Source organism: Brevibacterium luteolum (genome assembly GCF_025147615.1).
Lineage (GTDB): Bacteria > Actinomycetota > Actinomycetes > Actinomycetales > Brevibacteriaceae > Brevibacterium > Brevibacterium luteolum.
The window spans coordinates 23,781-46,486 of sequence record NZ_JALXPM010000003.1 but is presented as its reverse complement, the minus strand read 5'-3'; the positions used below and the strand labels follow the sequence as shown (position 1 = coordinate 46,486).

The window sequence follows — 22,706 nt, the reverse complement described above, 5'->3', positions numbered from 1 at the left end:
TTCGCAGCACCCCGCATCTTCACATCAGGGAGAGGTTTCGATGGAGACTCTGGCACATTGGATCAACGGCAGCGCGGTGACCGAAGGCGACAGCGTGCGCACCGCTGACATCGTCAACCCGGCAACGGGCGTCGTCTCAGGCCGCGTGCCCCTGGCTGACACCGAGCGGACGCAGCAGGCGATCGCCGCCGCCAGTGACGCGTTCCCTGCGTGGCGGGACACCTCGCTGTCGAAGCGAACCGCAGTGCTGTTCGCCTTCCGGGAGCTGCTCAACGCGCGCAAGGAGGAGCTCGCTGAGATCATCACCGCCGAACAGGGCAAGGTGCTCGCCGACGCGCTCGGTGAGATCAGCCGCGGCCAGGAGGTCGTCGAGTTCGCCTGCGGCATGCCGCACCTGCTCAAAGGCGGCCACACGGAGAACGCCTCGGCTGCCGTCGATGTGCACTCGGTGCGCCAGCCGGTCGGCGTGTCTGCGATCATCTCGCCGTTCAACTTCCCCGCCATGGTGCCGATGTGGTTCTTCCCCGTGGCCATCGCCGCCGGCAACACCGTCGTCCTCAAGCCCTCGGAGAAGGATCCCTCGGCTGCGAACTGGATGGCCGAACTGTGGAAGGAGGCAGGGCTGCCCGACGGCGTCTTCAACGTCGTGCACGGCGGCAAGAAATCGGTCGACACGCTCCTCAGCGATGAGCGCGTAGCGTCCGTGTCGTTCGTCGGTTCGACTCCGATCGCCAAGTACGTCTACGAGACTGCGACCTCCCACGGCAAGCGCGTGCAGGCGCTCGGCGGCGCGAAGAACCACATGCTCGTGCTGCCCGATGCTGACCTCGACATCACCGCCGACGCCGCCGTCAACGCCGGGTACGGCGCAGCCGGCGAACGGTGCATGGCGATCTCGGTCGTGGTGGCAGTCGAGGACATCGCCGATGAGCTGGTCTCCAAGATCGCCGAGCGAACCCGCTCCCTGAAGGTCGGCGACGGCACCCGCGGCACTGATATGGGCCCGCTGGTCACCGTCGAGCACCGCAATAAGGTCGCCGGCTACATCGACGCCGGTGTGGAGGCTGGAGCAACCCTCGTCGTCGACGGGCGCGAAGGCGACGTCGACGCCGACTCCGCCGATGCCTTCCTCAACCCGACCCTGTTCGACAACGTCTCACCGGACATGTCGATCTACCAGGACGAGATCTTCGGGCCCGTCCTCAGCGTCGTGCGCGTGAAGTCCTACGACGAGGGCCTGGCCCTCATCAACGACAACAAGTACGGCAACGGCACCGCCATCTTCACCAACAACGGCGGGGCGGCCCGCCGATTCGAGAATGAGGTCCAGGTCGGAATGGTCGGCGTGAATGTGCCGATCCCAGTGCCGATGGCCTACTACAGCTTCGGCGGCTGGAAGAGTTCCCTGTTCGGCGACACCCACGCACACGGAGCTGAGGGCGTGCACTTCTTCACCCGCGGCAAGGTCATCACCAAGCGCTGGCAGGACCCCAGCCAGCTCGGCATCAACCTGGGATTCCCGACCAACGGCTGACCACCACGCCGGACACCCAGCCAGCAGCTTCAAAGGAGAGAACCATGACAGATCAGAACCTCGCCGCGAGCGAACAGACGCAGGAGGCCGGAAGCCGTCCGTACACCCAGGACGATCTGGACCGGGCCCGGCGCGGCAAGGAACTCGACCGCAAGCACGTCTTCCATTCGTGGTCCGCCCAGGACAAGATCGACCCGATGCCAGTCGCAGCCGCCCAGGGATCTCGGCTGTGGGACGCTGATGGCAACGAGTACATCGACTTCTCCTCGCAGCTGGTCAACACCAACATCGGCCACCAGCACCCGACGGTCGTCAAGGCGATCCAGGAGCAGGCCGCCCGCCTGTGCACGATCGCACCCTCGCACGCGAACGATGCCCGCTCCGAGGCCGCCCGGCTCATCAGCGAATTGGCGCCCGAGGGGCTCAACAGCGTGTTCTTCACCAACGGCGGTGCTGACGCGAACGAGCATGCTGTGCGCATGGCCCGCCTGCACACCGGCCGTCAGAAGGTGCTCACCGCCTACCGCAGCTTCCACGGCGGCACGACACTGGCGGTCAACCTCACCGGCGACCCGCGCCGCTTCGCCAACGACACCCCTGGTGCAGGCGTCGTGCACTTCATGCCGGCCTACACGTACCGGTCGTACTTCGGCTCAGCCGACGAGGCCGAAGAGACCGAGCGGGCCCTGCGCCACCTCGAAGACATGATCGTGCTCGAGGGACCCCAGAACATCGCGGCCGTCATGCTCGAGTCGATTCCCGGCACCGCCGGCATCTACGCACCGCCACCCGGGTACCTCGCAGGCGTCCGCGAGCTGAGCCGCAAGTACGGGATCATGTACATCGCCGACGAGGTGATGGCCGGATTCGGCCGCGCCGGTGAGTGGTTCGCCATCGACCACTGGGGCGTGACACCCGATCTCATCACCTTCGCCAAGGGCGTGAACTCAGGTTACGTACCCCTCGGCGGCGTCATCATCTCCGACGAGATCCGCCAGACATTCGCTGAGCGCGCATACCCAGGTGGGCTCACCTACTCCGGACACCCGCTGGCCACAGCAGCAGCGGTCGCCACCATCAACGCCATGCGCGACGAAGCGATGGTGGAGAACGCCAAGCGGCTCGGAGCAGAAGTCATCGGACCGTACCTGGAGAAGATCGAGTCCAACCACCCGTCCGTCGGCGAAGTGCGCGGCATGGGCTGCTTCTGGGCCATCGAACTGGTGGCAAACGCCGAGACGCGTGAACCGCTGGCCGCCTACGGCGGCTCATCGGAGGCGATGGACCGCGTGACCGCAGAGATCAAGAAGAACGGTGTCCTGCCGTTCACCAACTTCAACCGCATCCACGTCGTTCCACCGCTCAACACCCCCGATGACGAGGTGCTCGAGGGTCTGAACGTCATCGACCGGGCGCTCGACATCGCAGACGAATACGTCGAGCGGGTTCATTGAGATCCCGCGGCAGTCTGTGCGTGACTGGGATATGAGCGATAGACATGAGTCGATGGCCGCAGTCTCAAGCCGCTGGCCGGTGACGGTGCACGGGTGCGTGAGAGCGCTCGACTGACTCAGCCCTCAGGACGGAAGGAACCCAATGTTCGGTTTGCCAATGGCGACAATCCTCATCATTGTCGGCATCCCACTGCTGTGGATCGCCTACACACTCATCTTCTTCTTCGGCACCCGCGGCTGGAGCCGGGAGGATGTCGAGCTGCCCGACGACGCCGATGGTGCCGCACCCGGTGCGCGTCCGGCCGCCGGGGGTGTCTCATGAGCATCGAAGTCATCTTCCTCATCGTCTACTTCGTCGCGATGGCCGGGATCGGTCTGTGGTCGGTGCGCGCCGGCTCGAAGGACGAAGAGGGCTTCCTGCTCGGCGGGCGCAGCCTCGGCCCGGCAGTCACCGCCCTGCGCCTGCAGTCATCGTCGATGTCGGGCTACATGTTCCAGGGCGCAGGCTCGCTCGGCTACACCAACGGCTACTTCGGCCTCTGGTACGCCATGGGCGACATCGGCGGCGGCGTGCTCAACCTATCCGTCCTCGGCCGTCGGATGCGCAAACTCTCGCAGATGCTCGGCTCTCTCACCTCGATCGAATACCTCGAACACCGCTACCCGTCGGCCTGGACGCGTGCGATCGCAGCGCCCATCGGCCTCGGCTGCATGTTCATGTACGTGCTCTCGCAGTTCATCGCCGGCGGTCAGGGCCTGGAGATGGTCACCGGCATCCCCTTCCAGTGGGCCATGCTCGTCGCCATCGGCGTCATCGTGCTCTACACGTTCCTCGGCGGCTACCTCGCTGTGGCCTACACCGACTTCGTGCAGGCCATCGTCATGGTCATCGGAATGCTGTGGATCCTCATCGGCACGCTCATCGCCGTCGGCGGTCTGACTGCCGGAAACGAGGCAGTCGCTGAGATCAATCCGAATCTTCTGACGATGTGGGGCCCCGAAGGCTTCGAATCCGTCAAGTGGGGACTCGTCATCGGTGCGCTGCTGATCTTCTCGATCGGCTACATGGGCTACCCGCACGTCAACGTCAGCCACATGGCGATGAAGAAGCCCTCCGTCGCCCGCACCGCAGCGCTGTACTCGACCGGGTTCAACCTGCTTTTCGTCCCGGCGCCCTACATCGTCGGCGTCATGGCACTCGTGCTACTGCCGAACCTGGCGAACCCGGAGATGGCGGTTTTCGGCGTGGCAGAGCTCGTGCTGCCGAACTTCGCCGTCGGCATCGTGATGGCTGCCATCATGGCCGCGATCATGTCGACCGCTGACGCGCTGCTGCTGCAGACCGGCACGATCGCCTCGCATGATCTCTTCAAGCGCTTCATCAACCCGTCCATGACGGAGAAGCAGTCGGTGTGGGTCTCGCGGATCACCGTGCTGGCGTTTGCGACCCTGGGCTACATCATCGCCACAACCCGGGCACCGGGAATCGCTGACGTCGTGCTGTTCGCGACGACAATCCTCGGCACGGCGTTCGTGCCCGCTTATGTCGCCGCTGTCTGGTGGAAGAAGGCGAACACCGCCGGCGCCATCGCTTCGATGATCGTCGGCACGATCGTGCCGATCGTCTGGGAGCTCGGCGGTTTGACGGAGCTCACCTCCGTCGACCCGATGGCCAGTGTTGTGATCTCTGCTCTCACCCTGATCGTCGTGTCGCTGGCGACGCAGAAGGCGAACCCGGTGCCAGCCCACATTCGCGAGGTGCTCGTGGAGACGGACAAGGTCGGACCAATCCCGGCTCGCTTGGCGATGGGGCAGAACAATGTCCTCGCAGCTCAGCTGCCGGTCGCCGAAGAACAGCTCAGCGCTCCGGCCACCGGCAGCGCTGCCTCGGAGAGCATTGGAGCAGACGACCCACATGCGCGGAAGTCTGATGAGTAGTCCGAAGTCTCCACGCCGGCACGCGGGTCAGGGCGCCTCGGCTCCGGGAGCACCCCGTGCCGAGGCACCGGACTGGCAGAGTGGCGCATGCACTGCCCTCCGTCTCAACCCGACGATCACGCAATTCGAAGCCGAGGACATCGTGCGGCGCAAGATCGGCGGAGGCGCAGCTGCAGCGACGCTGGTGCACCACCCATTCTGGTCAGTGGACGTCAGCGCTCGGCGCACACGTGGACGTCGCTTCCGGATCTCCGAGCTGTGGCGTGAGAAGGCCACACGACGGGACGAGACGGGATCCGACAGTTCGACTGTATCGGTCATGGTGGATGCGAAGAGCGGGATCAGTCTCATCTCCAGCATTCCCATCAACGGCGTCGATGTGCCCTCACCGTCCCAAGCTCATATGTCAGGGCCGGGCATCAACACGGCCGATAAGGCGTGTCAGCTGGTAGCCACCGCACTGCGCAAACGCTTCCGTCTGGGGATGAGCTTCGAGCTCTTCCCGGCAGAGCCGCGGGCGGTGTTGAAGCCGAATTGGGTCGTCGACGCCCGTCGCGGACAGCTCGCAGCGACGCTTCTGGTTGACGGTTTCGACGGTTCGCACTGGGTGATGAACGCCGAGAAGCTCTAGCTCGGCACCCGATTCATCCGCTGCTGCAGTCTCACACTGCCGTGGTGCCGCTATCCGCTGTGCCACGCCACCCGCGACCGGGAGCATCACGATTGACCCGACTCGAGAGACTTCTGCCTGCCGTTGACGTATCCTGAAGCCACCTGTTGCCTGCGCGGCAGGGACCATCGCGGGAAAGGCATCACCATGACTATGGACCCTCCGTCTGTCACTTCCGGACTCGTTGCAGAGATCCTCGAAGTGGGTGCCTGCCGGTCCGGCGCCGTCACACGGGAGAACCTCTGAACCCGCCACCCGCTCCACCACCCCGTCCACCATCACCCGCCCGAGCAGGCCGGCACGCATCGGCCGGCCCAGCTGAACTCGCGACCCCCGCACCCCCGCCGCGGCCGAGGATGACGCTGTGGTTCCCGGCCGGAATCGCGGTGCTCGCCTGGTCGTTCCTGGCGCTTGCCGGCGGCGTGGCAACCGTAGGCTACCTCGGCCTCGGGGTCACAATGACCCATACGCTCGACGGCGTCTTCGGACCCGAACCGGAATACCGGTTCAACTGGATCATCCTGTGGACGGCGCTCATCGGCCAGCTGCTCGGTTTCGTGATCGCGCTCGCCGTCGCCCTCGTCGGGTTGCGGCAGCACCGCCGGGGCCGTCGGTTCGCCACCGCTGCGATGGTGCTCGGCTTCGTCGCCACTGCGATCTTCCTGCTCATCGGTGTGCTCCAGCTGCCGCTGTATCCGATCCTGTTCGACGCACTCGCCTTGTGAGCACCGCGCCCGAGGTGTGCCCGAGCCCTCGCATCCGGGCACCTGAGCAGTGCTGCGCCTCGCACGGTGCCCGGCGACCGCCTGTCGGGCGCACCGGCACCACCGCCTGTAGCTAAGCTGACGGGAGTATCCCCCTGAGCAGAGGAGCTGCCGATGACCGCCCGCCGCGTGGTGACGAACCCCTTCGCCGCACCCGAGGCGGTGGTTTCCACCGCTGACACCGGCGCGGTGGTGCCTCGCACCTTCCATCAGAGCCTGCCCGGTTATGTGCCGACTCCAATTCGGGCACTCCCAGCTGCAGCCGAAGCGCTGGGAGTGGCTGAGGTCTATCTCAAGGACGAATCGGAACGCATCGGCACCCCGTCGTTCAAGATCCTCGGCGCTTCCTGGGCCACCTGCCGGGTGCTCGCCGGATGGCTCGGCGTCGATGTCGTCGAAGTTGCGGAGTTCGCACAGCTGCGCGCTCGCCTCGGTGCTGCGCTCGAGAAGTCGGGCCAGACGCTGACCTTGGCTGCAGCTACCGACGGCAACCACGGCCGGGCCGTTGCAGTCATGGCCCGCTTGCTGGGTTTGCGCGCCCGGATCTTCGTGCCGGCGGACATGGTGCCCGCCCGGATCGCCGCCATCGAGTCCGAAGGCGCTGTCATCGAGGTCGTCGACGGCGGCTACGACGATGCGATCCGCCGCAGCGCTGAGGTCGCGTGCGACGACGTGCTGGTGGTGTCGGACACCTCGTGGGAGGGCTACACCGACCCACCGGCCTGGGTGATCGACGGCTATTCGACGATGATGGCCGAGGTTCATGAGGCGATCGCTGCCGGTGAGGCTAAAGCCCCGACGGTCGTTGCTGCACAGATCGGCGTCGGTGCCTTCGCCGCTGCCGCGGTCCGCGGCTTCGCCCGCCAGCAGGGCCCGCGGCTCATCGGCGTCGAACCGACCCTGGCCGACTGCGTGACGGTGAGCATCGAGTGCGGTGAGATGACTGAGATCCCCGGCCCGCAGACCTCGATCATGGCAGGCCTCAACTGCGGCACGCCATCCCCGATCGCCTGGCCGGACATGCGGCATGGCTTCGATGCCTTCGTCACCGTCACCGACGACGATGCCCGTGAGGCGATGCGGCTGCTCGTCCGCGACGAGGTCGTCTCCGGAGAGAGCGGCGCGGCCGGACTCGCAGGGCTGCTCGCCCACCGTGACACACTCGGTCTCTCCAGCGACGACGTCGTTCTCGTCTTCTCGACTGAAGGTGCCACTGATCAGGCGGCCTACGAAGAGATCATCTCCGGCTGAGCTGATGGAGTCCGGTGCCTCTGTGCCGCGTGCTGTGGCAACGTCCTGGACTCCGGCTGCTGATCCAAGCTCCCAGAACTGCCGATCGAAGAGCTCTGCAATGAACTCTCGTTCTCTGACCTCGAAGATCGCCCGCCGAATTCCTCGGCACCTTCGTCCTCGTCTTCGTCGGCGGCTCGGCGATCTTCGCCGCCGGTGACGCGATTGCACCGGTGTGGGTGTTCTTCCTCGCTCCGCTGGCCGGAGCTGCGGTCGCCGGACTCATCTCCGGGCTGCTGTTTCCCAACCGGTCGGCGACCCGCGAAGAGCGCCCGGAGCGTCCAGCCTCCCTGGAACGAGAGAACAGCTGAGCCATCCGCCCCAGAATCAGGTTCCATGCAACAGGCACCACCGCCTGTGAACCAGCCACTGACGCATGCGAATCCCACGGTGTGATTCGCCTTCGGCATCGTGGTGCTCGTGTGGTCGGTGCTGGGCTCAGCCGGCGGAATCGTCACTGTCATCTACCTCGGTCTCGGGGTTGCGATGACGCACACCCTCGAAGGAGTATTCGGGCTCGGGCACGGCTTCAACTGGTTCGTCCTCTGAGCAGCCGTCATCGGACAGCTGGTAGGACTCATCGTCTCTGCGGTCGTGGTGTCCGGGGCGCTGCGCGACGTCAAGCCCGGTTATCGGCTGGCCGATGCCGCAACGGTCCTCGGCTTCATCGCCACCGGCTTCTTCCTGCTCACCGGTGGAATCCAGATCCTGCTGCTGCCGATCCTGCGAGATGCGCTGACGGTGCTGTGAGGGTGATAGGCCCGACCCCAGGCTCTTCGTTTCGGAGCCGGCGTCACTTGACTCGGTGCCGACGGCGGTGTCAACGACGCGTGGATCGTGACCCTGGGCGAGGGGACTCTCACCAGACGACTGCGTTCACAGCCTCACGGAGGAAGTACAGCTGGCCAAGACTTCGATCCCTCCTGGAATCTATCCAGTCATGACGTCAATCCTCAGCAGTCCCACTTTTTTACCTTCTGGCAACCACGAGTGTTCAAGGCTGGGTCGTGTCCCGCTGTTCGGGTCGTCGGCAGGAAAGCTGTCGACAGCAGACACACTTGATGGAGGTAATGAGATGCGTCAGATCGTGAAGCCCCGTGTGGTCCAGGTTTCGACGGCGCTGTGCGGTGCTGTGCTCCTACTCAGCGCATGCGGAGGCGCCGGCGAGGGGACGGAAGAGGACACGGGGGTTGGTGCTGACAGTGCATCGAGCGTTGAGCAGTGGCAGCATGACTTCACCCGCTGCATGAGCGATGAGGGCATCGAGCTTGCCGACGGCGGCGGTATCCCCGTCAACGCGGATGGCTCCTTCGGAGGCAGTGAAGACAGCGGCGACTTCGACCGGGCTCTGCAAACCTGTGAAGAGAAGCTCGGCCCGCCACCGCAGGACGCGGACGCCGTCAGTGACGAGGAGCTGGAGACCCAGCTGCTGAGGTTCTCCAAGTGCATGCGCGAAGCCGGCTACGATGTGCCGGATCCGGACTTCGGTTCGGGGGACGGGCCGGTCATCAGCGGTGTGCCGGACGCTGACCCGGAGGATGTCGAGCGGTGCTCAGTTGGTGCTGGCCTTCAGGTCGGCGCAGGTGTGGAGCAATGACCGCGCGCAAGCGGCGCGCTGTTCTCGTCTCGCTGGTCGCAGCTGGTCTGCTGGCAGCTGGTGCAGGTGGATTCGCAATGGCTGATAGGGCGCAGGACGAGGTGCCGGCGGCTTCGCCCGCTGCCGTCGAGACCGTCACCGCTGAGACAACGGATCTCACTGAGCGGGTCGAGGTCAAAGGTACGCTCGGCTACGGGCCCACCCGCTCGGTCGGCACCGGGCTGTCGGGCACGTTGACATCCGTGGCAGCCCCCGGCAGCACTCTGCGGCCAGGCGATGAGCTGATGCGCATCGATGACCGGCCCGTCTTGGCGATGCGCGGTGAGCTGCCGGCGTGGCGGGACTTCGAAATGGGTATGTCGAAGGGCCGTGATGTCAAACAGCTGGAGGAGAACCTCGCCGAGCTCGGCTACTTCAAAGGCAAGCCGAACCAGCGCTTCGATCGTTCGACTTCAGCTGCGGTCGGCCGGTGGCAGAAGGCCGTCGGCCTGCCGCGCAACCAGAAGATCGAGCGTGGGCGAGTGGTGTTCCTGCCACGGGATGTGCGGGTCAACAAGCAGCTGGTGGAAGCTGGCGGACAGGCTGGCGGCAGTGTTCTCGAAGTGACAGACACGACGTTGTTCGCCACCGCCGAGGTGCAGTCCAAACAGCAGGATCTGCTGCAGGAAGGGCAAGAGGTCACAGTCGGTCTGCCCAACGGCGAAAAGGCTGAAGGTGTCGTCGAGAAGATCGAACCTGCGGTTGAGAAGGAAGACGACTCGGGGAAGAAGAGTGTCAAGGTTCCGGTGCGGGTGGCGCTGAAGGATCCCTCCGACGCCGGCTCCTATGCGCACGTACCCGTCAGCGTGCTGGCTTCACGGACAGTTGCTGAGAACGTACTTGCGGTTCCGGTGCGCGCCCTGCTCGCCCAACCCGGCGGCGGTTTCGCCGTCGATGCAGTCAAGGGCGATGCTGTCAAGCGGGTGCCGGTGGAGCTCGGGAAGTTCGCCGATGACATGGTGGAGGTCACCGGTGGCGAACTGGCAGCAGGTGACCAGGTGGCGGTGGGGGAATGATGCCCCAGGATCCACTGCTGTCCCTTCAGAGCATCTCACGCCGCTACGGATCACCTCCGACGACGGCGCTTGATTCGGTGAGCTTCGACGTCTGCGCAGGCGAGCGCGTCGCCATCATCGGGCCGAGCGGTTCGGGCAAGACCACGCTGCTCAACCTCATCGGCACGCTCGACCGGGCCACAAGCGGGGAGGTGCTGCTCGCAGGCCACCGCGCCTCAGATGCCAGTGATGCTCAGCTGTCGGCACTGCGGGCACACCTCATCGGCTTCGTCTTCCAGCAGTACCACCTGGATGAGTCGCAGACCGCAGTCGACAACGTCGCATCCGGTCTGCTGTACCGTGGGCTGCCGCTGCATGAAAGGCGAGAGCGCGCTCATGAGGCCCTGGTGCGTGTCGGTCTGGCCGAGCGGGCCGGGCACACCCCGAAGCAGCTCTCAGGCGGACAGCGGCAGCGGGTGGCGATCGCACGTGCGGTTGTCGGCCACCCGCCGCTGCTGCTGGCAGACGAACCGACCGGCGCCCTCGACACACGTTCGGGCGCCCAGGTCATGAGCATCCTCGAAAACCTCAATGAGGCCGGCACCACCGTGCTGGTCATCACCCATGACAGGGAGGTCGCTGCACGGTTTCCGCGCCAGATCGCGATCCGCGACGGTGCTGTCGAATCCGACACCGGCCCGGTTCTGCACGAAAGTGACACGAAGTGAGCGTACCCACCACCACACACACCTCCCGGCTTCGTAGCATCGATCTGTTGCGCCTGGGCTGGCACGGCGTCCGCGCGCATCCGGCCCGGGCGACTCTCTCCGCTTTAGGAATCGCCATCGGCATCGCCGCGATGATCTCGGTCATCGGAATATCCCTGTCGAGCCAAGCCAGAGTGCAGGAGCAGCTGGCAGCCCTTGGCACCAATATGCTGACTGTTTCCCCGGGAGAGTCCTTCAACGGTGATAAGACCTCGCTGCCTGCCGACTCCGCAGAGCGCCTGCGCCGCATCGACGGTGTCGAACAGGTCAGTTGGATCGCCGAACTGGAAGGAGCGCAGGCATACCGCAACACCTACATCGATCCCGGCCAGACGAACGGGCTGACGGTCGCCGCGGCAGATGAACAGTTGCTGAGCGTCACCTCGACCCAGCTGCGGAACGGAGCCTGGTTCAACCGCGCCACTGGCCAGTACCCCACCACTGTGCTCGGTGCCACCGCAGCCAGACGCCTCGGAATCGCCACCCCCGGATCGCACGTCATCATCAACGGAGCCGACTACGCCGTGCTTGGGATCCTCAAGCCTTCAGCCTTGGCCCCAGAGCTCAACACATCTGTGCTCGTCGGTGGAGCCCACGCGCAGCAGCAGCTGGAGTTCTCAGGCTCGCCGACGACCCTGTTCGAACGTTCAGCGGAGGACTCCGTCTCTCAGGTGCGCGACCTCATTCCCTCGACGCTGAACGCACAGCGACCCAATGAAGTGAGCGTCAGCCGGCCGTCTGACACCCTCGCTGCGCAGAACGCCATCGACACTGCTTTCACCGGCCTGCTCGTCGGAGTCGGGTCGATTGCGCTGCTCGTCGGCGGCATCGGGGTGGCGAACATCATGATCATCACCGTGATGGAGCGGCGGCGGGAGATCGGTCTGCGCAGGGCCTTGGGGGCCACCCGGGCGCACATCCGCAAGCAGTTCATGATTGAATCGGTGCTGTTGGCGACCTACGGCGGCTTAGCTGGAATCGTGCTCGGTGCTGTCTGCACAGTCACCGTATCGCTTATCAACGGCTGGACACCGACGATCCCGCTCATTGTCCCGTTGCTCGGCATCACCATCACCATCATCGTTGGTGCTGTCGCTGGTGTGCTGCCGGCGATGAGGGCTGCCGACACCTCGCCGACAGCAGCGCTGAGCACATGATCCTTTCCAGCACACTCACCACTGGGAGCCGACCATGCGGGTACTGATCGTTGAAGACCAGCAGTATATGGCCGAGGCCATCCGCGAAGGCCTCGCACTGTCGTTGATCTCCGCTGATGTTGTCTCAGATGGACATCAGGCGCTGGCTGCAGTCGAAACTGCCGAGTACGATGTGATGCTGCTCGACCGAGATATCCCCGGCGTCCATGGCGACGAAGTGTGTCGCAGGCTCGACCAGGAAGCTGATCGACCGGCGATCCTCATGGTCACGGCCGCTGGCCGGGTGCAGGAGAAAGTCGACGGGCTGTCCTTGGGCGCAGATGACTATCTGGCCAAGCCCTTCGAATTCGAAGAGCTGGTGGCGCGGGTACGGGCGTTGGGCCGACGGCGCTTCACACCTCGACCCGCCCGATATCACGCAGGTGGCGTGACGCTCGACCCGTTCCGGCACGAGGTGACCCGCAACGGCCAGCAGATCCGGCTGACCCCCAAACAGTTCGCGGTCTTGGAATCGCTCATGCGCGAGCCCGGCCGGGTGGTGAGCGCTGAACAGCTGCTGACCGAGGCCTGGGACGAGAACGCCAATCCCTTCACGCAGTCGGTGAAGGTCACGATCAGCGCCCTGCGCCGCAAGCTCGGCGAGCCCTGGACGATCCGGACCGTGCCGGGCGTCGGCTATACGGTCGACCCGGACGTTCCAGACGCGACGGCAGGTCCACGATGACCACCAAACACAGCGGCCGGTTGCCTCGCCACCACCGGTTCAGTGCCCGTACCCGGCTGGCGTTCTCCTATGCGGTTCTCGTCATCATCTGCGGTGTCGTGCTGCTGACGGTGCTCGTGGCCTATCTGGGGTTCGGTCCCGAATACTCATTCGGTCCGGTTGCCGCTGACGACGACGGAGAGTCGGTCATCATTGTTCCCGACCACCCGGATGGCGGCAGCTTTGCGGTCGAGGTGCAGAGCCGGGAAGATCTCATCACACTGCTCATCACCGTCTCTGCGGTGGTGCTCACAGCACTCTCTGCGCTGAGCTCTCTGGCCGCATGGTGGCTGGCCGGGCAGATGCTGCGTCCACTCGCACGCATCAACGAGGCCGCCCGGATTGCAGCCAGCGGGCGCTTGGACCACCGGATCGGTCTAAGCGGGCCGCGCGATGAGATCGTGAACCTGGCACAGACCTTCGATACGATGCTCGACAGCATCGAACGCTACAACGCCTCACAGCGCAGATTCGCGGCGAACGCCTCGCATGAGCTGCGCACCCCGCTGGCTGCGACGAAGACGATCATCGACGTTGCGCTTGCTAAGCCGGATCCAGTCAACCGGGAGGTGCTCGAACGTCTGGCGCACCTGAATGCGCGCAGTATACGCACCGTCGAGTCGCTGCTGGATCTCGCGGAAGTCGAAGCCGGGGAGCAGCAGGCGACTGCGGTCGAACTCGACGAGATCGTCAGCGAAGTCGTCGACCAGTATGTTCCCGCTGCCTCTGCACGGGGGCTCAGCGTCGAACGCCGCCTGGCTCCGGCCGTTGCACAGGGTGAGGGGCGGCTGCTCGTCCAGATGGTGCAGAACCTGGTTGAGAATGCGGTCCGGCACAACTGTGACAGTGGTCTCATCAGAGTGTGCACTGCCATGGTGCCGGCTGCTGAAAGGGCAGCGGATGCGCAACTGCGGATTGAGAGCGCCGGCCAGCTGCTCGATCCCGAGGTGGTCGCCGGGCTGACCGAGCCGTTTCGCACTGGGCAGGGGAGAGCGGCTGGAAACAGCCGAGGGTTGGGGTTGGCGATCGTCGCAGCGATCGTCGATCGCTCACGGGGCAGACTCGACCTCGCCGCCCGTCCCGGTGGCGGGCTGATCGTGACCGTCACTCTGCCTTGTGCTGAGGCCGGGCCGACAGCAGCCACGGAGCAGACAGAAGCCGCAGATGGGCAGGCTGGAGGATTATCCTCAGCCGGTGAGTGAGCAGGAGGAGACTCCGTCTGTGTTCTCCGCTGACGGCACCAGCCCCGACTGCACCGCCCCGGCCGTGAACTGCGGACTGAACTTCCGTCTCGAACTCGCTGCCATGATCTCGATCCTCTCGCCTCAAGAGATCGTCCGAAACCCTTGATGCACCCCAAGCCTCACCAACCATGAACTGTCTTCACCAGCCATCTAGGGACGTAATCCAGGACGGTTCACAACCGCGCCCTGCTCACCCGCATTACCATCGAAGACCGAGAAAACTCCACTTACGCACCCGGCGAGACCACCGCCAGCATCCTCGCCCACACCAACACCGACGTCCCGGCGCACGTCACCGCAGAAACAAAACTGCCCCGCCATCGGGCGGGGCAGTTTCGATTTTTGCATCTGACGTGGAGCTAAGGGGAATCGAACCCCTGACCTTCTCATTGCGAACGAGACGCTCTACCAACTGAGCTATAGCCCCGAAGCCGCAGTGCGGCGACAGAAACACTGTACTCCTCCGTCATCGTCGCGCCAACTGCCGGCCCATCTCGTGGCCATCCGAACCGCCGGAATGGAATGCCCGACATGTCGGACGACGACTGCCAGATGGCCCAGCGGACACGTTTCGGGCGCAGCTAAGGTCGGAGGATGACTGCTTCCATAGGCACCGCGCCCGAGGCGGGCGCATGAGGATCGACGAAGCGCTGAGCCTTGTGCGTCTGCAGCGTCCCGAGCTCGACCGGCTGGAACGCTTCCGCTCCCACTGTCGGACGATCTCGGACGTCGAGGCGGCAGCCCGCCGAGCCCTGCCCCGTCCCGTCTTCGACTACGTCGCCGGTGGCGCCGACGACGAGGTCACCCTGCGGGAGAACACCGAGGCGTACGCCGGTTGGCGCTTCCAGCCTCGCACCCTGCGGGACGTCACCACCGTCGACCTGAGCACGGACATCCTCGGCCGCAGTGCCCCAGCGCCCTTCGGCCTTGCACCAACCGGTTACACGAAGATGATCAGCTCGGTTGGGGAGCCGGCTGTCGCCCGCGCCGCCGCCTCGGCCGGGTTGCCGTACGTGCTCTCAACAATGGCCTCGACCTCGCTGGAGGACGTTGCCGCCGTGCCGCCCGTCGGTCGGGCCGATCGTTGGTTCCAGCTCTACGTGTGGAAGGACCGCGACCTCACCGCCGAACTCATCGCCCGGGCTGCCGCCTCGGGATTCCGCGTGCTCGAAGTCGCCGTCGACACGCATGTCTCCGGATTCCGCGGACGCGATGTGAAGAACGGTCTGACGATCCCACCCCGGCTGACCCCGGCAGCACTGGCCGGCATCGCCATCCGCCCGCGCTATTGGATGCAGATGCTGGCCAGCCCGATGATCGAGTTCGCCAACGTCTCCGGCTCCGATGCCGGCTACACGATCGAGAATATTTCCCAGCAGTTCGATCCCAGCCTCGACTGGAGCGCCCTGGCCTGGATCCGCTCGCTGTGGGACGGCCCGCTGCTGCTCAAGGGACCCGTCAGTCCTGAGGATGCGGTGCGCGCCCAGCAGCTCGGCGTCGACGGGGTGCACCTGTCCAATCACGGCGGCCGGCAGCTCGACCGCAGCGTCATTCCACTCGACCTCATCGCCCCGGTGCGTGCCGCGGCAGGGGAGGACTTCACAGTGCTCGTCGACTCCGGGATCCGTCATGGCACCGACATCGCCGTCGCGCTCGCCCACGGCGCTGATGCCGCATTCATCGGCCGGCCCTACCTCTACGGCCTGGCCGTTGCCGGCGAACCCGGGGTCGCTCACGTCATCGACATCCTGCGCAGCCAGCTCACCCGCACCCTGCAGCTGCTCGGCGTCACGAGCGTGGCCGAACTGCGCGGTCACGGGGCAGAGCTGCTGCGGCACGCCCGTGCGTGAGCTGAATCTTCTCAGCTGCGGTCGGGTTCAGAAGGGACCCGGCAAGCTCCGATCATGCTTGTGCGCGTGCACTGCGATTCGGCTCGAAATGCACTTTGCATTTGAGGTCGTGCCCCCACGCGAAGTCGTTGGTCGTCTCACATTGGGTGCGTCCCAGCACAATGCTGGGGGCAATGCCGAGCTCCTCGGCACGTGACACAACGGCATTGATGTCGCGGCGGTAGTGGAAACGATGTGGTCAGGAGTCTTGGCGGGAGTCGCGGCATCCTCCTCGCTGGTCAGACGCAGCGGTCAACTTCCGTGGTGGTCGACGATCTCGATGACGATGACAGTGTGGGATGCGCGCTTCTCGGGCCAACGATGAGTCTCCAGTTCGCGGTGCACCCACGTGCGCACGGCAGATGGGGACGTCGAGGCCAGCCCCGAGGCGCTCGAACGTCTCGATGAGGAGGTCACCATCTTGGCTGGGCAGGCCTACCGGACACTGGCCGTGGCCGTGCGCGAGGTGCCCACCGCCTCGGGCGCGGGGGAGAATCCCGGGGAGAGCCTGGGTGAGGAGATGGAGCACGGGCTGACGTTCGTCGGGTTGGTGGCGATGATCGACCCGCCCCGGCCGGAGGCGAAGGCCGCGATCGCCCAGGCGCAGCAGGCTGGGATCCGGGTCATCATGATCACCGGCGACCACCCGCTGACGGCTGAGCGGATCGCCGCAGACCTCGGGATCGACGACCCGAAGACGCTCACCGGCGCGCAGCTGAGCGAACCGTGCGACGAGCAGTTCGCCGAGGCGGTGGAGACCACGTCCGTGTTCGCTCGCGTCGACCCGAGCCACAAGCTGCGGATCGTCAAGCACCTCCAGGACCACGGTCACGTCGTGGCGATGACCGGCGACGTTGTCAACGATGCACCGGCGCTCAAGCGGGCTGACATCGGCGTGGCGATGGGCATCACCGGCACGCAGGTTGCGCATGGTGCGGCGACGATGATCCTCGCCGACGACAACTTCGCCTCGATCATCACCGCCGTCAAACAGGGCCGCGGCATCTACGACAACCTGCGGAAGGTGCTGCGCTATCTGCTGTCGTCGAATATGGGCGAGGTGTTCACCGTCTTCGGCGGTGTTGTCTTCGCCTCGGTGCTCGGTCTCATCGACGCTGGTGGTGCGGTGATCCTGCCGCTGCTGGCCACCCAGATCCTGTGGGTCAACCTCGTCACTGATTCCACACCCGCGCTCGCCCTGGGTGTCGATCCGGTCGATGATGCGGCGATGAGCCGGCCGCCGCGCAGACCCGATGAGCGTGCTCTCAACCGACGCGAATGGGCGCGGATCCTCAGCACCGGACTCGTCATGGCGGTGCTGTCGCCGCTGGCCTTGGATGCGTGCCTGCCCGGAGGGCTCATCGCCGGAGCTGACGATGCGGCCACCGGCCGGGCGGTCGCCTTCACCGTGCTCGTCATCCTGCAGCTGGTGAACACGCTGTCGGTTCGGCACGCGCACACGACGATGTTCGCCGGCCTGTGCACCAATCATTGGCTGTGGCTGGCGCTGGCTGCGGGCCTGCTGCTGCAGCTGCTCGTCGTCTACCTGCCGATTCTCAACACCGCGTTTTCGACCGTGCCGCTCGACGGCGAGCACTGGCTGCTCGTCATCGCGTGTGCGGTTGTGTTCGTCATCGTCGAGGAGCCGCGGCGGGCAGTTGTGCGGATGGTCGGGCGACGCTGACTCGGCTCGCTCCTCATGTGCTGATGGCAGACAGCTGCCGCACGAGTGCGGTGCGGCAGCCGTCTGCCGCTTCCGAGGTGTGGCACAGGCTGCTCAGACGCCGGCCCAGCCCCCGTCATTGGCGATGATCGCACCGGAGATGTTCGACGAATCGTCGCTCAGCAGGTAGGTGATGAGTGCTGCCTGCTGCTGCGCGGTCGGGGGCAGGCCCGGAACGAGGCCGAAGTGCTTCGGCAGGCGCCCGGCAGCGAACTCAGATCCGAAGTTCGCTTCGATGCCGGTGGCGACACCGCCGGGGCAGATCGCGTTGAAGCGCAGGCCCTCCTCGGCATACATGAACGCACTGTTGTTCGCCAGTCCGTTGAGCGCGTGCTTCGACGCGGTATAGGCCGCGCCGGCGGCCGAACCGCGAAGACCAGCCTCGGATCCGACATTGACGACGCTGCCGGATTTCTGGGGCAGCATCACCCTCACGGCCGCACGGGTGAGCTTCATGACGCCGGTGAGATTGACCTGCAGGACAGCGTCCCAGATGTCGTCCTTGACGTCGTGGACGGGGGAGAAGTCGTCCATGATGCCGACCACATTGGCCAGACCATCGATGCGCTCGCCGGCAGCGTCGACGATCTTGGCAACGTCGCTGTCGTCGCTGACATCCCCGGCGAGAGTCGTGATGGTCAGATCGGATGCTTCCTGCTCCAGGTCAGCCAAGCGGTCAGCAGAGATGTCGCAGGCGATGACCTTCCCGCCTTCGCGGGCGATGCGCAGGGCTGTGGCACGGCCGATGCCGGCTCCTGCTCCGGTGACGATGACGGTCTTGTTCTCGAAACGGCCGGGGGTGATCTTCTCGTCCCACTGCTGCACCTACGGTGCGTCGGTTGCCTGGGCCTGCCGGGTCTCGGGTGCGTCGGTCATTGAGCGTCCTCCCTGGAGGCAGTCGTAGCCATGAGGCGTCTCGCGCATGTGCGCGATGCAGTCGATCGGCTGGAGTCGATCGGGGGTTGTGGACCGGCTCACACACAGTCTATCGAGAGGCTGTGCTTAGTCTGCCGGGGTGAACAGCTCGCGGACATCGTCGGCGGTCAGCGCGGCGCTGAAAGCGCGTCCGTCGTCCATGAGGGCGTCGAAGAGCCGGGCCTTCTTCTGCTGCAGGGCGAGCACCTTCTCCTCGATGGTGCCAGCCGCGACGAGCCGGTAGACCATGACGTTCTCCGTCTGCCCGATCCGGTGTGTGCGGTCGATCGCCTGCGCCTCGGCAGCAGGGTTCCACCAGGGGTCGAGGAGGAAGACGTAGTCCGCCTCTGTCAGCGTCAGCCCGAACCCGCCGGCTTTGAGGCTGATGAGGAACACCGGTGCGGTGCCGGAGCGGAATCCGTCGATGACCTCCCCACGGTTGCGGGTGCTGCCGTCGAGATAGGCGTAATCGACGCCAGCTGTCTTAAGCCGCTTGGCGACCAGTCGCAGACACGAGGTGAACTGGGAGAAGACGACGATGCGGTGACCGTCGCCCAGCACCTCGTCGAGACCGGAGAAGAGAGCCTCAAGCTTGCTGGAGGGCACATCGGCATAGTCGTCGCTGACGATCTGCGGTGACAGGGCGAGCATCCGCAGGAGGGTGAGCGACCGGAACACCGTCATGCGGTGCTTGTCGAGATCGCCGACCATGCCGAGGACCTTCTTGCGCTCACGCTGCAAGACGAGGTCATAAAGCTTCTTGTGCTTGGGCTCGAGCGGAACGTGCAGTTCGTGCTCCTGCTTGGTCGGCAGCTCAGCGGCGACGAGATCCTTGGTGCGCCTGAGCATGAACGGCCGCACCCGCCGGCGCAGCCGCTCCAGCCGAGCCTGCCGTCCGACATTGAGCCGCTCCTGCACCGCCGCATCGTCGTCTGCGCAAGTGAGGACGCCGGCCTCTGCAGTCAGCGCAGCGCCCTTCTCAATCGGCTTGACGTACTCCTCCTTGAACCTCACCGGGGAGGCGAACAGCCCCGGTGCCGTCAGAGAGAGCAGCGACCACAGATCCGTGAGCGAATTCTCCATCGGCGTGCCGGTGATCGCGAGGGTGAACGGGGAGCGGACCTCACGGGCGACGCGGTAGGTCTTGGCGGCCCGGTTCTTGACGAACTGTGCCTCATCGAGCACGAAACCACCCCATGGCAGTGCGGTGAACTCCTCGCCGTTGATGCGGAGGATCGTGTACGAGGTCAGCACGACATCGGCACCGGTGATCGCCTCGGCGACCGGCTGTCTGCGCTTGTGCGTCGTCGTGTCGAGCACTGCCAACTGCAGCTCGGGGGTGAAGCGGCCAGCCTCAGCCTGCCACACGGACACCACCGATGACGGGGCAACGACGAGGAACGGCGGCATCGCCGCACCGGCCTCCGCGGCCCGCGCGCGAGCGTGAGCGATGAGCGTCAGGGTCTGGAGAGTCTTGCCCAGACCCATATCGTCGGCGAGGATCCCACCAAGGCGGTGCTCCCACAGAAACGCCAGCCACCGGAACCCATCGAGCTGGTAGCCGCGCAGCTCGGCACGCACCCCGGCCGGCACCTCGGGCGCGGGCAGCTCCTCAAGGGAACCGAGCCGGCCGATCGACTCCCGCCACTCACGCGCAGGGACCGCCTCATCGGCGAGCTCGGCGAGCTCATCCCAGATCGCCACCTGATGGCGGCTGATCTTCGAGCGCTCGGGCTCCCATTCGCCGAGCGCTTCGGCCTCCTGCAGCAGTTCGCGCAGCCTGTCGAAGGCCGGGTGATCGAGGGAGAAGAAGGTGTTGTCGACAAGCTGCAGATGCGACTTGTGCTGGGCCAGGGCGGCGAACAGGGGAGCGAACGGAATCCTCTTGCCCTCGATCGTGACCTCGAAGGCGAGGTTGAACCAGTCGCGGTCGTCAGTCGCCTCGGTCGTCACCCGCACCTGCGGGGGTGAGGTGAGCTCGGTGTAGTCGATGCGCTCACCGCTAATCTCGACGACGACCTCGGGATGGTCCTCCAGCCGCGGCAGCACCCGCACCGCGAACTGCGCGGCATCGATTCCGATCAGATGCTCCTCATCGACGGTCGCTGCCGTCGGGCAGATCCGCCGGATCTCCTCGAGTACCGCGAGCTCGAGTTCCGGCTCTCGATGGTGCCAGCGATTGTGCGCGATCGGAAGGCGGCGCCTGGGGCCGTAGTACTCCCACGACCATGTCAGCAGCAGAGACTGTTGGGGTTCGAACTCGACCTCCACATGCAGGCGCGGGTCCCGGAACTCCGGCAGCTCTGCCGAGGCATCGTGGCTGGTGAGCGTGGCAAGACCGCGCAACTCGGGGAGGAACTCGGTGAAGAACACCTCGGCGTCGTCATCGGGGACGCTGAGCGCCGTGCGGGAGGCGAGCATCTCACCGAGCGGCGCGGAGATTGGGGTGGATGTTTCGGCCAGGGTCAGGCGGAGGGTGTTGCCCGGCAGCCGGTCGATGAAGGCGATGGCGTTGTCCCCGATGCGGAACACGTTCTCCGGTACCGTGCCGGCGAAGTCGATGAGGGCGGTGAAAGCGTAGCCGCCGGGCTGGCGCACGACGTCGACGATGACGTCGGCGGTCTCGATCATCTTCTCCGTTCCCGAGGCGGTGGTGAGGGTGAGTGGGGAATGTGAGCTGACGACCCGCACTTCGGAGACGACGCCGTGGCCGGTCAGCTCGATGCCGGTGTCCTGAGCGCGGGCAAGCAGCAGCCAGATGAGGGAGGGGTCGAAGGCAGAGAATACGGCGGTGTCGGGGTCGCTGCCGTAGGTGTAGCTGCGGGTGGTGTTCTGAGCGTGCAGCTGGCTGAGTACCGCAGTGTGGTCGCGGCGGATGCCGGGCGGATCGGCGAGGCCGCGGGTGAAATTGCGCCAGCCGAGCCCGCCTTTGATCCAGTTGTTCCGGGCACCCCGGCGCAGCGGCCGCAGGGTGACGCTCAGGCTGCCGAGGTCGGTATCGGAGAGGTTGGCGACGTCAGCGCTCGCGAGCGGGCTGCGGTGGCGGCCGTGGAACCAGCGGCTGGTGGTGGTGCGCTCGATGTCGAAGCCGATCGCCAACGGCGTTTCCTCCGGGCGCGGAGTGTGTTCGCGGCGGCGGACCTGCAGCTCTGTCAGCACGGTACGCCAGTCGTCGGGGCGCTGAGGGGCGACGGCGCGCGGCGGCATCACATGCTCAAGGCCCATGCGCGGGCTTGCGGTGTCGTCGCTGTCGCCGTAGTCGGCGATGGAGTACAGCACAGCGCCGACGTGCTTGCAATCGCAGCCGACGGGGCAGCTGCAGTCGCTGCTGGTCGGTTCGAAGCAGTCCGACTCACTCAGCACAGCCTTCGTCAGGCGGATGACGACGCGGTAGATGTTCGAACCGCTGCCGACGACCTCGCCGCTGAGCGTCGACCGCGCGGCATCCCAGCTCACGCGGCGCACGCGCTGGTCCTCGGCATAGTCCCGGCCGCGCTCGGCCATGACGTCGGTGAGGTATTCATCGACATCCGGGGCGAGCACGCGCGGCAGCTTCGAGATCACGGAACCATCGTGCCACGAGGCGCGGATATCACCAGGATGAGCACGACGGAACTGTGGACAGCCCTGCCGGTCGCGCACATGGTGTGGAACGACAGGGCTGCCGCGGTTCAGGCGATCAGATGATCGACCGGTGGATCGACAGTGCCCGCAGCTGAGCGGTGTGACGTTCGCGTTCCACCTGCTCGCTGACACCGCGCCCAGGATTGCTGCGCGATGCAGCTCGGCGTGACTGGGAGCGCGACGGGGTGTCGGCTTACGACGGGCACACCGCAGCACCGAGACGGCAGCGACGATACCCCAGGTGGTGTATCGGATGAGCATGAGCAGATGACATGAGAAAGTCCGTGGTTGTCCGTTTCAGGCAGGGCGAACAGCTTGCCGTCGAAAACGGAAGTGATCGGGC

At 65.6% G+C, this 22,706-nt stretch carries 21 protein-coding genes, 1 tRNA gene and 1 pseudogene; 20 read left to right on the top strand and 3 right to left on the bottom strand.

Features of this window, described 5'->3' with window-relative positions; genetic code table 11:
• Positions 1-40 precede the first annotated feature (40 nt).
• The 17 genes from M3C25_RS01385 to M3C25_RS01305 all read left to right on the top strand — a co-directional run bounded on the left by M3C25_RS01385 (position 41) and on the right by M3C25_RS01305 (position 14,318).
• Positions 41-1,534 (top strand): CoA-acylating methylmalonate-semialdehyde dehydrogenase, encoded by a 1,494-nt coding sequence (locus tag M3C25_RS01385; protein ID WP_259854653.1) that lies wholly within the window; start codon positions 41-43, stop codon positions 1,532-1,534.
• A 44-nt stretch (positions 1,535-1,578) separates the two neighbouring features.
• A complete protein-coding gene (locus M3C25_RS01380) occupies positions 1,579-2,988 on the top strand; it encodes an aspartate aminotransferase family protein (RefSeq protein ID WP_259854652.1) in 1,410 nt (469 codons plus the stop codon).
• A gap of 157 nt (positions 2,989-3,145) precedes the next feature.
• On the top strand, positions 3,146-3,310 hold the full coding sequence (locus M3C25_RS01375; RefSeq protein ID WP_259854651.1) for a hypothetical protein: 165 nt from the start codon (positions 3,146-3,148) through the stop codon (positions 3,308-3,310).
• Positions 3,307-4,926: a sodium/proline symporter gene (locus tag M3C25_RS01370; protein ID WP_259798376.1), complete on the top strand. Its 1,620-nt coding sequence runs from the start codon at positions 3,307-3,309 to the stop codon at positions 4,924-4,926. The genes M3C25_RS01375 and M3C25_RS01370 overlap by 4 nt, the downstream gene beginning before the upstream one ends.
• A gap of 142 nt (positions 4,927-5,068) precedes the next feature.
• Positions 5,069-5,557 (top strand): hypothetical protein, encoded by a 489-nt coding sequence (locus M3C25_RS01365; protein WP_259854650.1) that lies wholly within the window; start codon positions 5,069-5,071, stop codon positions 5,555-5,557.
• Between the two features lie 146 nt (positions 5,558-5,703).
• The gene (locus M3C25_RS01360) at positions 5,704-6,321 is read left to right on the top strand and encodes a DUF6264 family protein (RefSeq protein WP_259854649.1); all 618 of its coding nucleotides are present in this window, start codon (positions 5,704-5,706) and stop codon (positions 6,319-6,321) included.
• A gap of 153 nt (positions 6,322-6,474) precedes the next feature.
• Positions 6,475-7,611 carry a diaminopropionate ammonia-lyase gene (locus M3C25_RS01355; protein WP_259854648.1) on the top strand — a complete coding sequence of 379 codons (1,137 nt, stop codon included), beginning with the start codon at positions 6,475-6,477 and terminating at the stop codon, positions 7,609-7,611.
• Positions 7,612-7,829: 218 nt separating this feature from the next.
• On the top strand, positions 7,830-7,961 hold the full coding sequence (locus tag M3C25_RS01350; RefSeq protein WP_259854647.1) for a hypothetical protein: 132 nt from the start codon (positions 7,830-7,832) through the stop codon (positions 7,959-7,961).
• Positions 7,962-8,061: 100 nt separating this feature from the next.
• Positions 8,062-8,199, top strand: coding sequence for a hypothetical protein (locus tag M3C25_RS01345; RefSeq protein ID WP_165884211.1), 138 nt, complete (start codon positions 8,062-8,064; stop codon positions 8,197-8,199).
• Between the two features lie 45 nt (positions 8,200-8,244).
• The gene (locus M3C25_RS01340) at positions 8,245-8,400 is read left to right on the top strand and encodes a hypothetical protein (RefSeq protein ID WP_259798386.1); all 156 of its coding nucleotides are present in this window, start codon (positions 8,245-8,247) and stop codon (positions 8,398-8,400) included.
• Between the two features lie 325 nt (positions 8,401-8,725).
• Positions 8,726-9,247, top strand: a complete 522-nt coding sequence (locus tag M3C25_RS01335; RefSeq protein WP_259854646.1) for a hypothetical protein — start codon at positions 8,726-8,728, stop codon at positions 9,245-9,247.
• On the top strand, positions 9,244-10,302 hold the full coding sequence (locus tag M3C25_RS01330; RefSeq protein ID WP_259854645.1) for an efflux RND transporter periplasmic adaptor subunit: 1,059 nt from the start codon (positions 9,244-9,246) through the stop codon (positions 10,300-10,302). The genes M3C25_RS01335 and M3C25_RS01330 overlap by 4 nt, the downstream gene beginning before the upstream one ends.
• The gene (locus M3C25_RS01325) at positions 10,302-11,009 is read left to right on the top strand and encodes an ABC transporter ATP-binding protein (protein WP_259854644.1); all 708 of its coding nucleotides are present in this window, start codon (positions 10,302-10,304) and stop codon (positions 11,007-11,009) included. The genes M3C25_RS01330 and M3C25_RS01325 overlap by 1 nt, the downstream gene beginning before the upstream one ends.
• Positions 11,006-12,205 (top strand): ABC transporter permease, encoded by a 1,200-nt coding sequence (locus M3C25_RS01320; protein ID WP_259854643.1) that lies wholly within the window; start codon positions 11,006-11,008, stop codon positions 12,203-12,205. The genes M3C25_RS01325 and M3C25_RS01320 overlap by 4 nt, the downstream gene beginning before the upstream one ends.
• A 34-nt stretch (positions 12,206-12,239) precedes the next feature.
• Positions 12,240-12,929, top strand: a complete 690-nt coding sequence (locus M3C25_RS01315; protein ID WP_259854642.1) for a response regulator transcription factor — start codon at positions 12,240-12,242, stop codon at positions 12,927-12,929.
• A complete protein-coding gene (locus tag M3C25_RS01310) occupies positions 12,926-14,170 on the top strand; it encodes a sensor histidine kinase (RefSeq protein ID WP_259854641.1) in 1,245 nt (414 codons plus the stop codon). Before M3C25_RS01315 ends, M3C25_RS01310 begins: the two co-directional genes overlap by 4 nt.
• Complete coding sequence (locus M3C25_RS01305) at positions 14,163-14,318, top strand: hypothetical protein (RefSeq protein ID WP_259798430.1); 156 nt, start codon at positions 14,163-14,165, stop codon at positions 14,316-14,318. The genes M3C25_RS01310 and M3C25_RS01305 overlap by 8 nt, the downstream gene beginning before the upstream one ends.
• 248 nt (positions 14,319-14,566) lie before the next feature.
• On the opposite strand, the gene M3C25_RS01300 is transcribed toward M3C25_RS01305, so the two are convergent.
• Positions 14,567-14,639, bottom strand: a tRNA-Ala gene (locus M3C25_RS01300).
• Between the two features lie 205 nt (positions 14,640-14,844).
• On the opposite strand from M3C25_RS01300, the gene M3C25_RS01295 reads away from it, so the two are divergent.
• The 3 genes and pseudogenes from M3C25_RS01295 (at position 14,845) to M3C25_RS13230 (ending at position 17,785) form a co-directional block, all read left to right on the top strand.
• A complete protein-coding gene (locus M3C25_RS01295) occupies positions 14,845-16,062 on the top strand; it encodes an alpha-hydroxy acid oxidase (protein ID WP_259854640.1) in 1,218 nt (405 codons plus the stop codon).
• A 385-nt stretch (positions 16,063-16,447) separates the two neighbouring features.
• Positions 16,448-17,191 (top strand): annotated as a pseudogene (locus tag M3C25_RS13235) (HAD-IC family P-type ATPase); the annotation flags it as partial.
• A 6-nt stretch (positions 17,192-17,197) separates the two neighbouring features.
• Positions 17,198-17,785, top strand: a complete 588-nt coding sequence (locus M3C25_RS13230) for a cation transporting ATPase C-terminal domain-containing protein (RefSeq protein ID WP_511261550.1) — start codon at positions 17,198-17,200, stop codon at positions 17,783-17,785.
• A 93-nt stretch (positions 17,786-17,878) separates the two neighbouring features.
• Here the strand turns inward: M3C25_RS13230 and M3C25_RS01285 are convergent, their stop codons facing one another.
• On the bottom strand, positions 17,879-18,649 hold the full coding sequence (locus tag M3C25_RS01285) for an SDR family NAD(P)-dependent oxidoreductase (protein WP_259854638.1): 771 nt from the start codon (positions 18,647-18,649) through the stop codon (positions 17,879-17,881).
• Between the two features lie 177 nt (positions 18,650-18,826).
• Positions 18,827-22,303 (bottom strand): DEAD/DEAH box helicase, encoded by a 3,477-nt coding sequence (locus M3C25_RS01280; RefSeq protein ID WP_259854637.1) that lies wholly within the window; start codon positions 22,301-22,303, stop codon positions 18,827-18,829.
• Positions 22,304-22,706 lie beyond the last annotated feature (403 nt).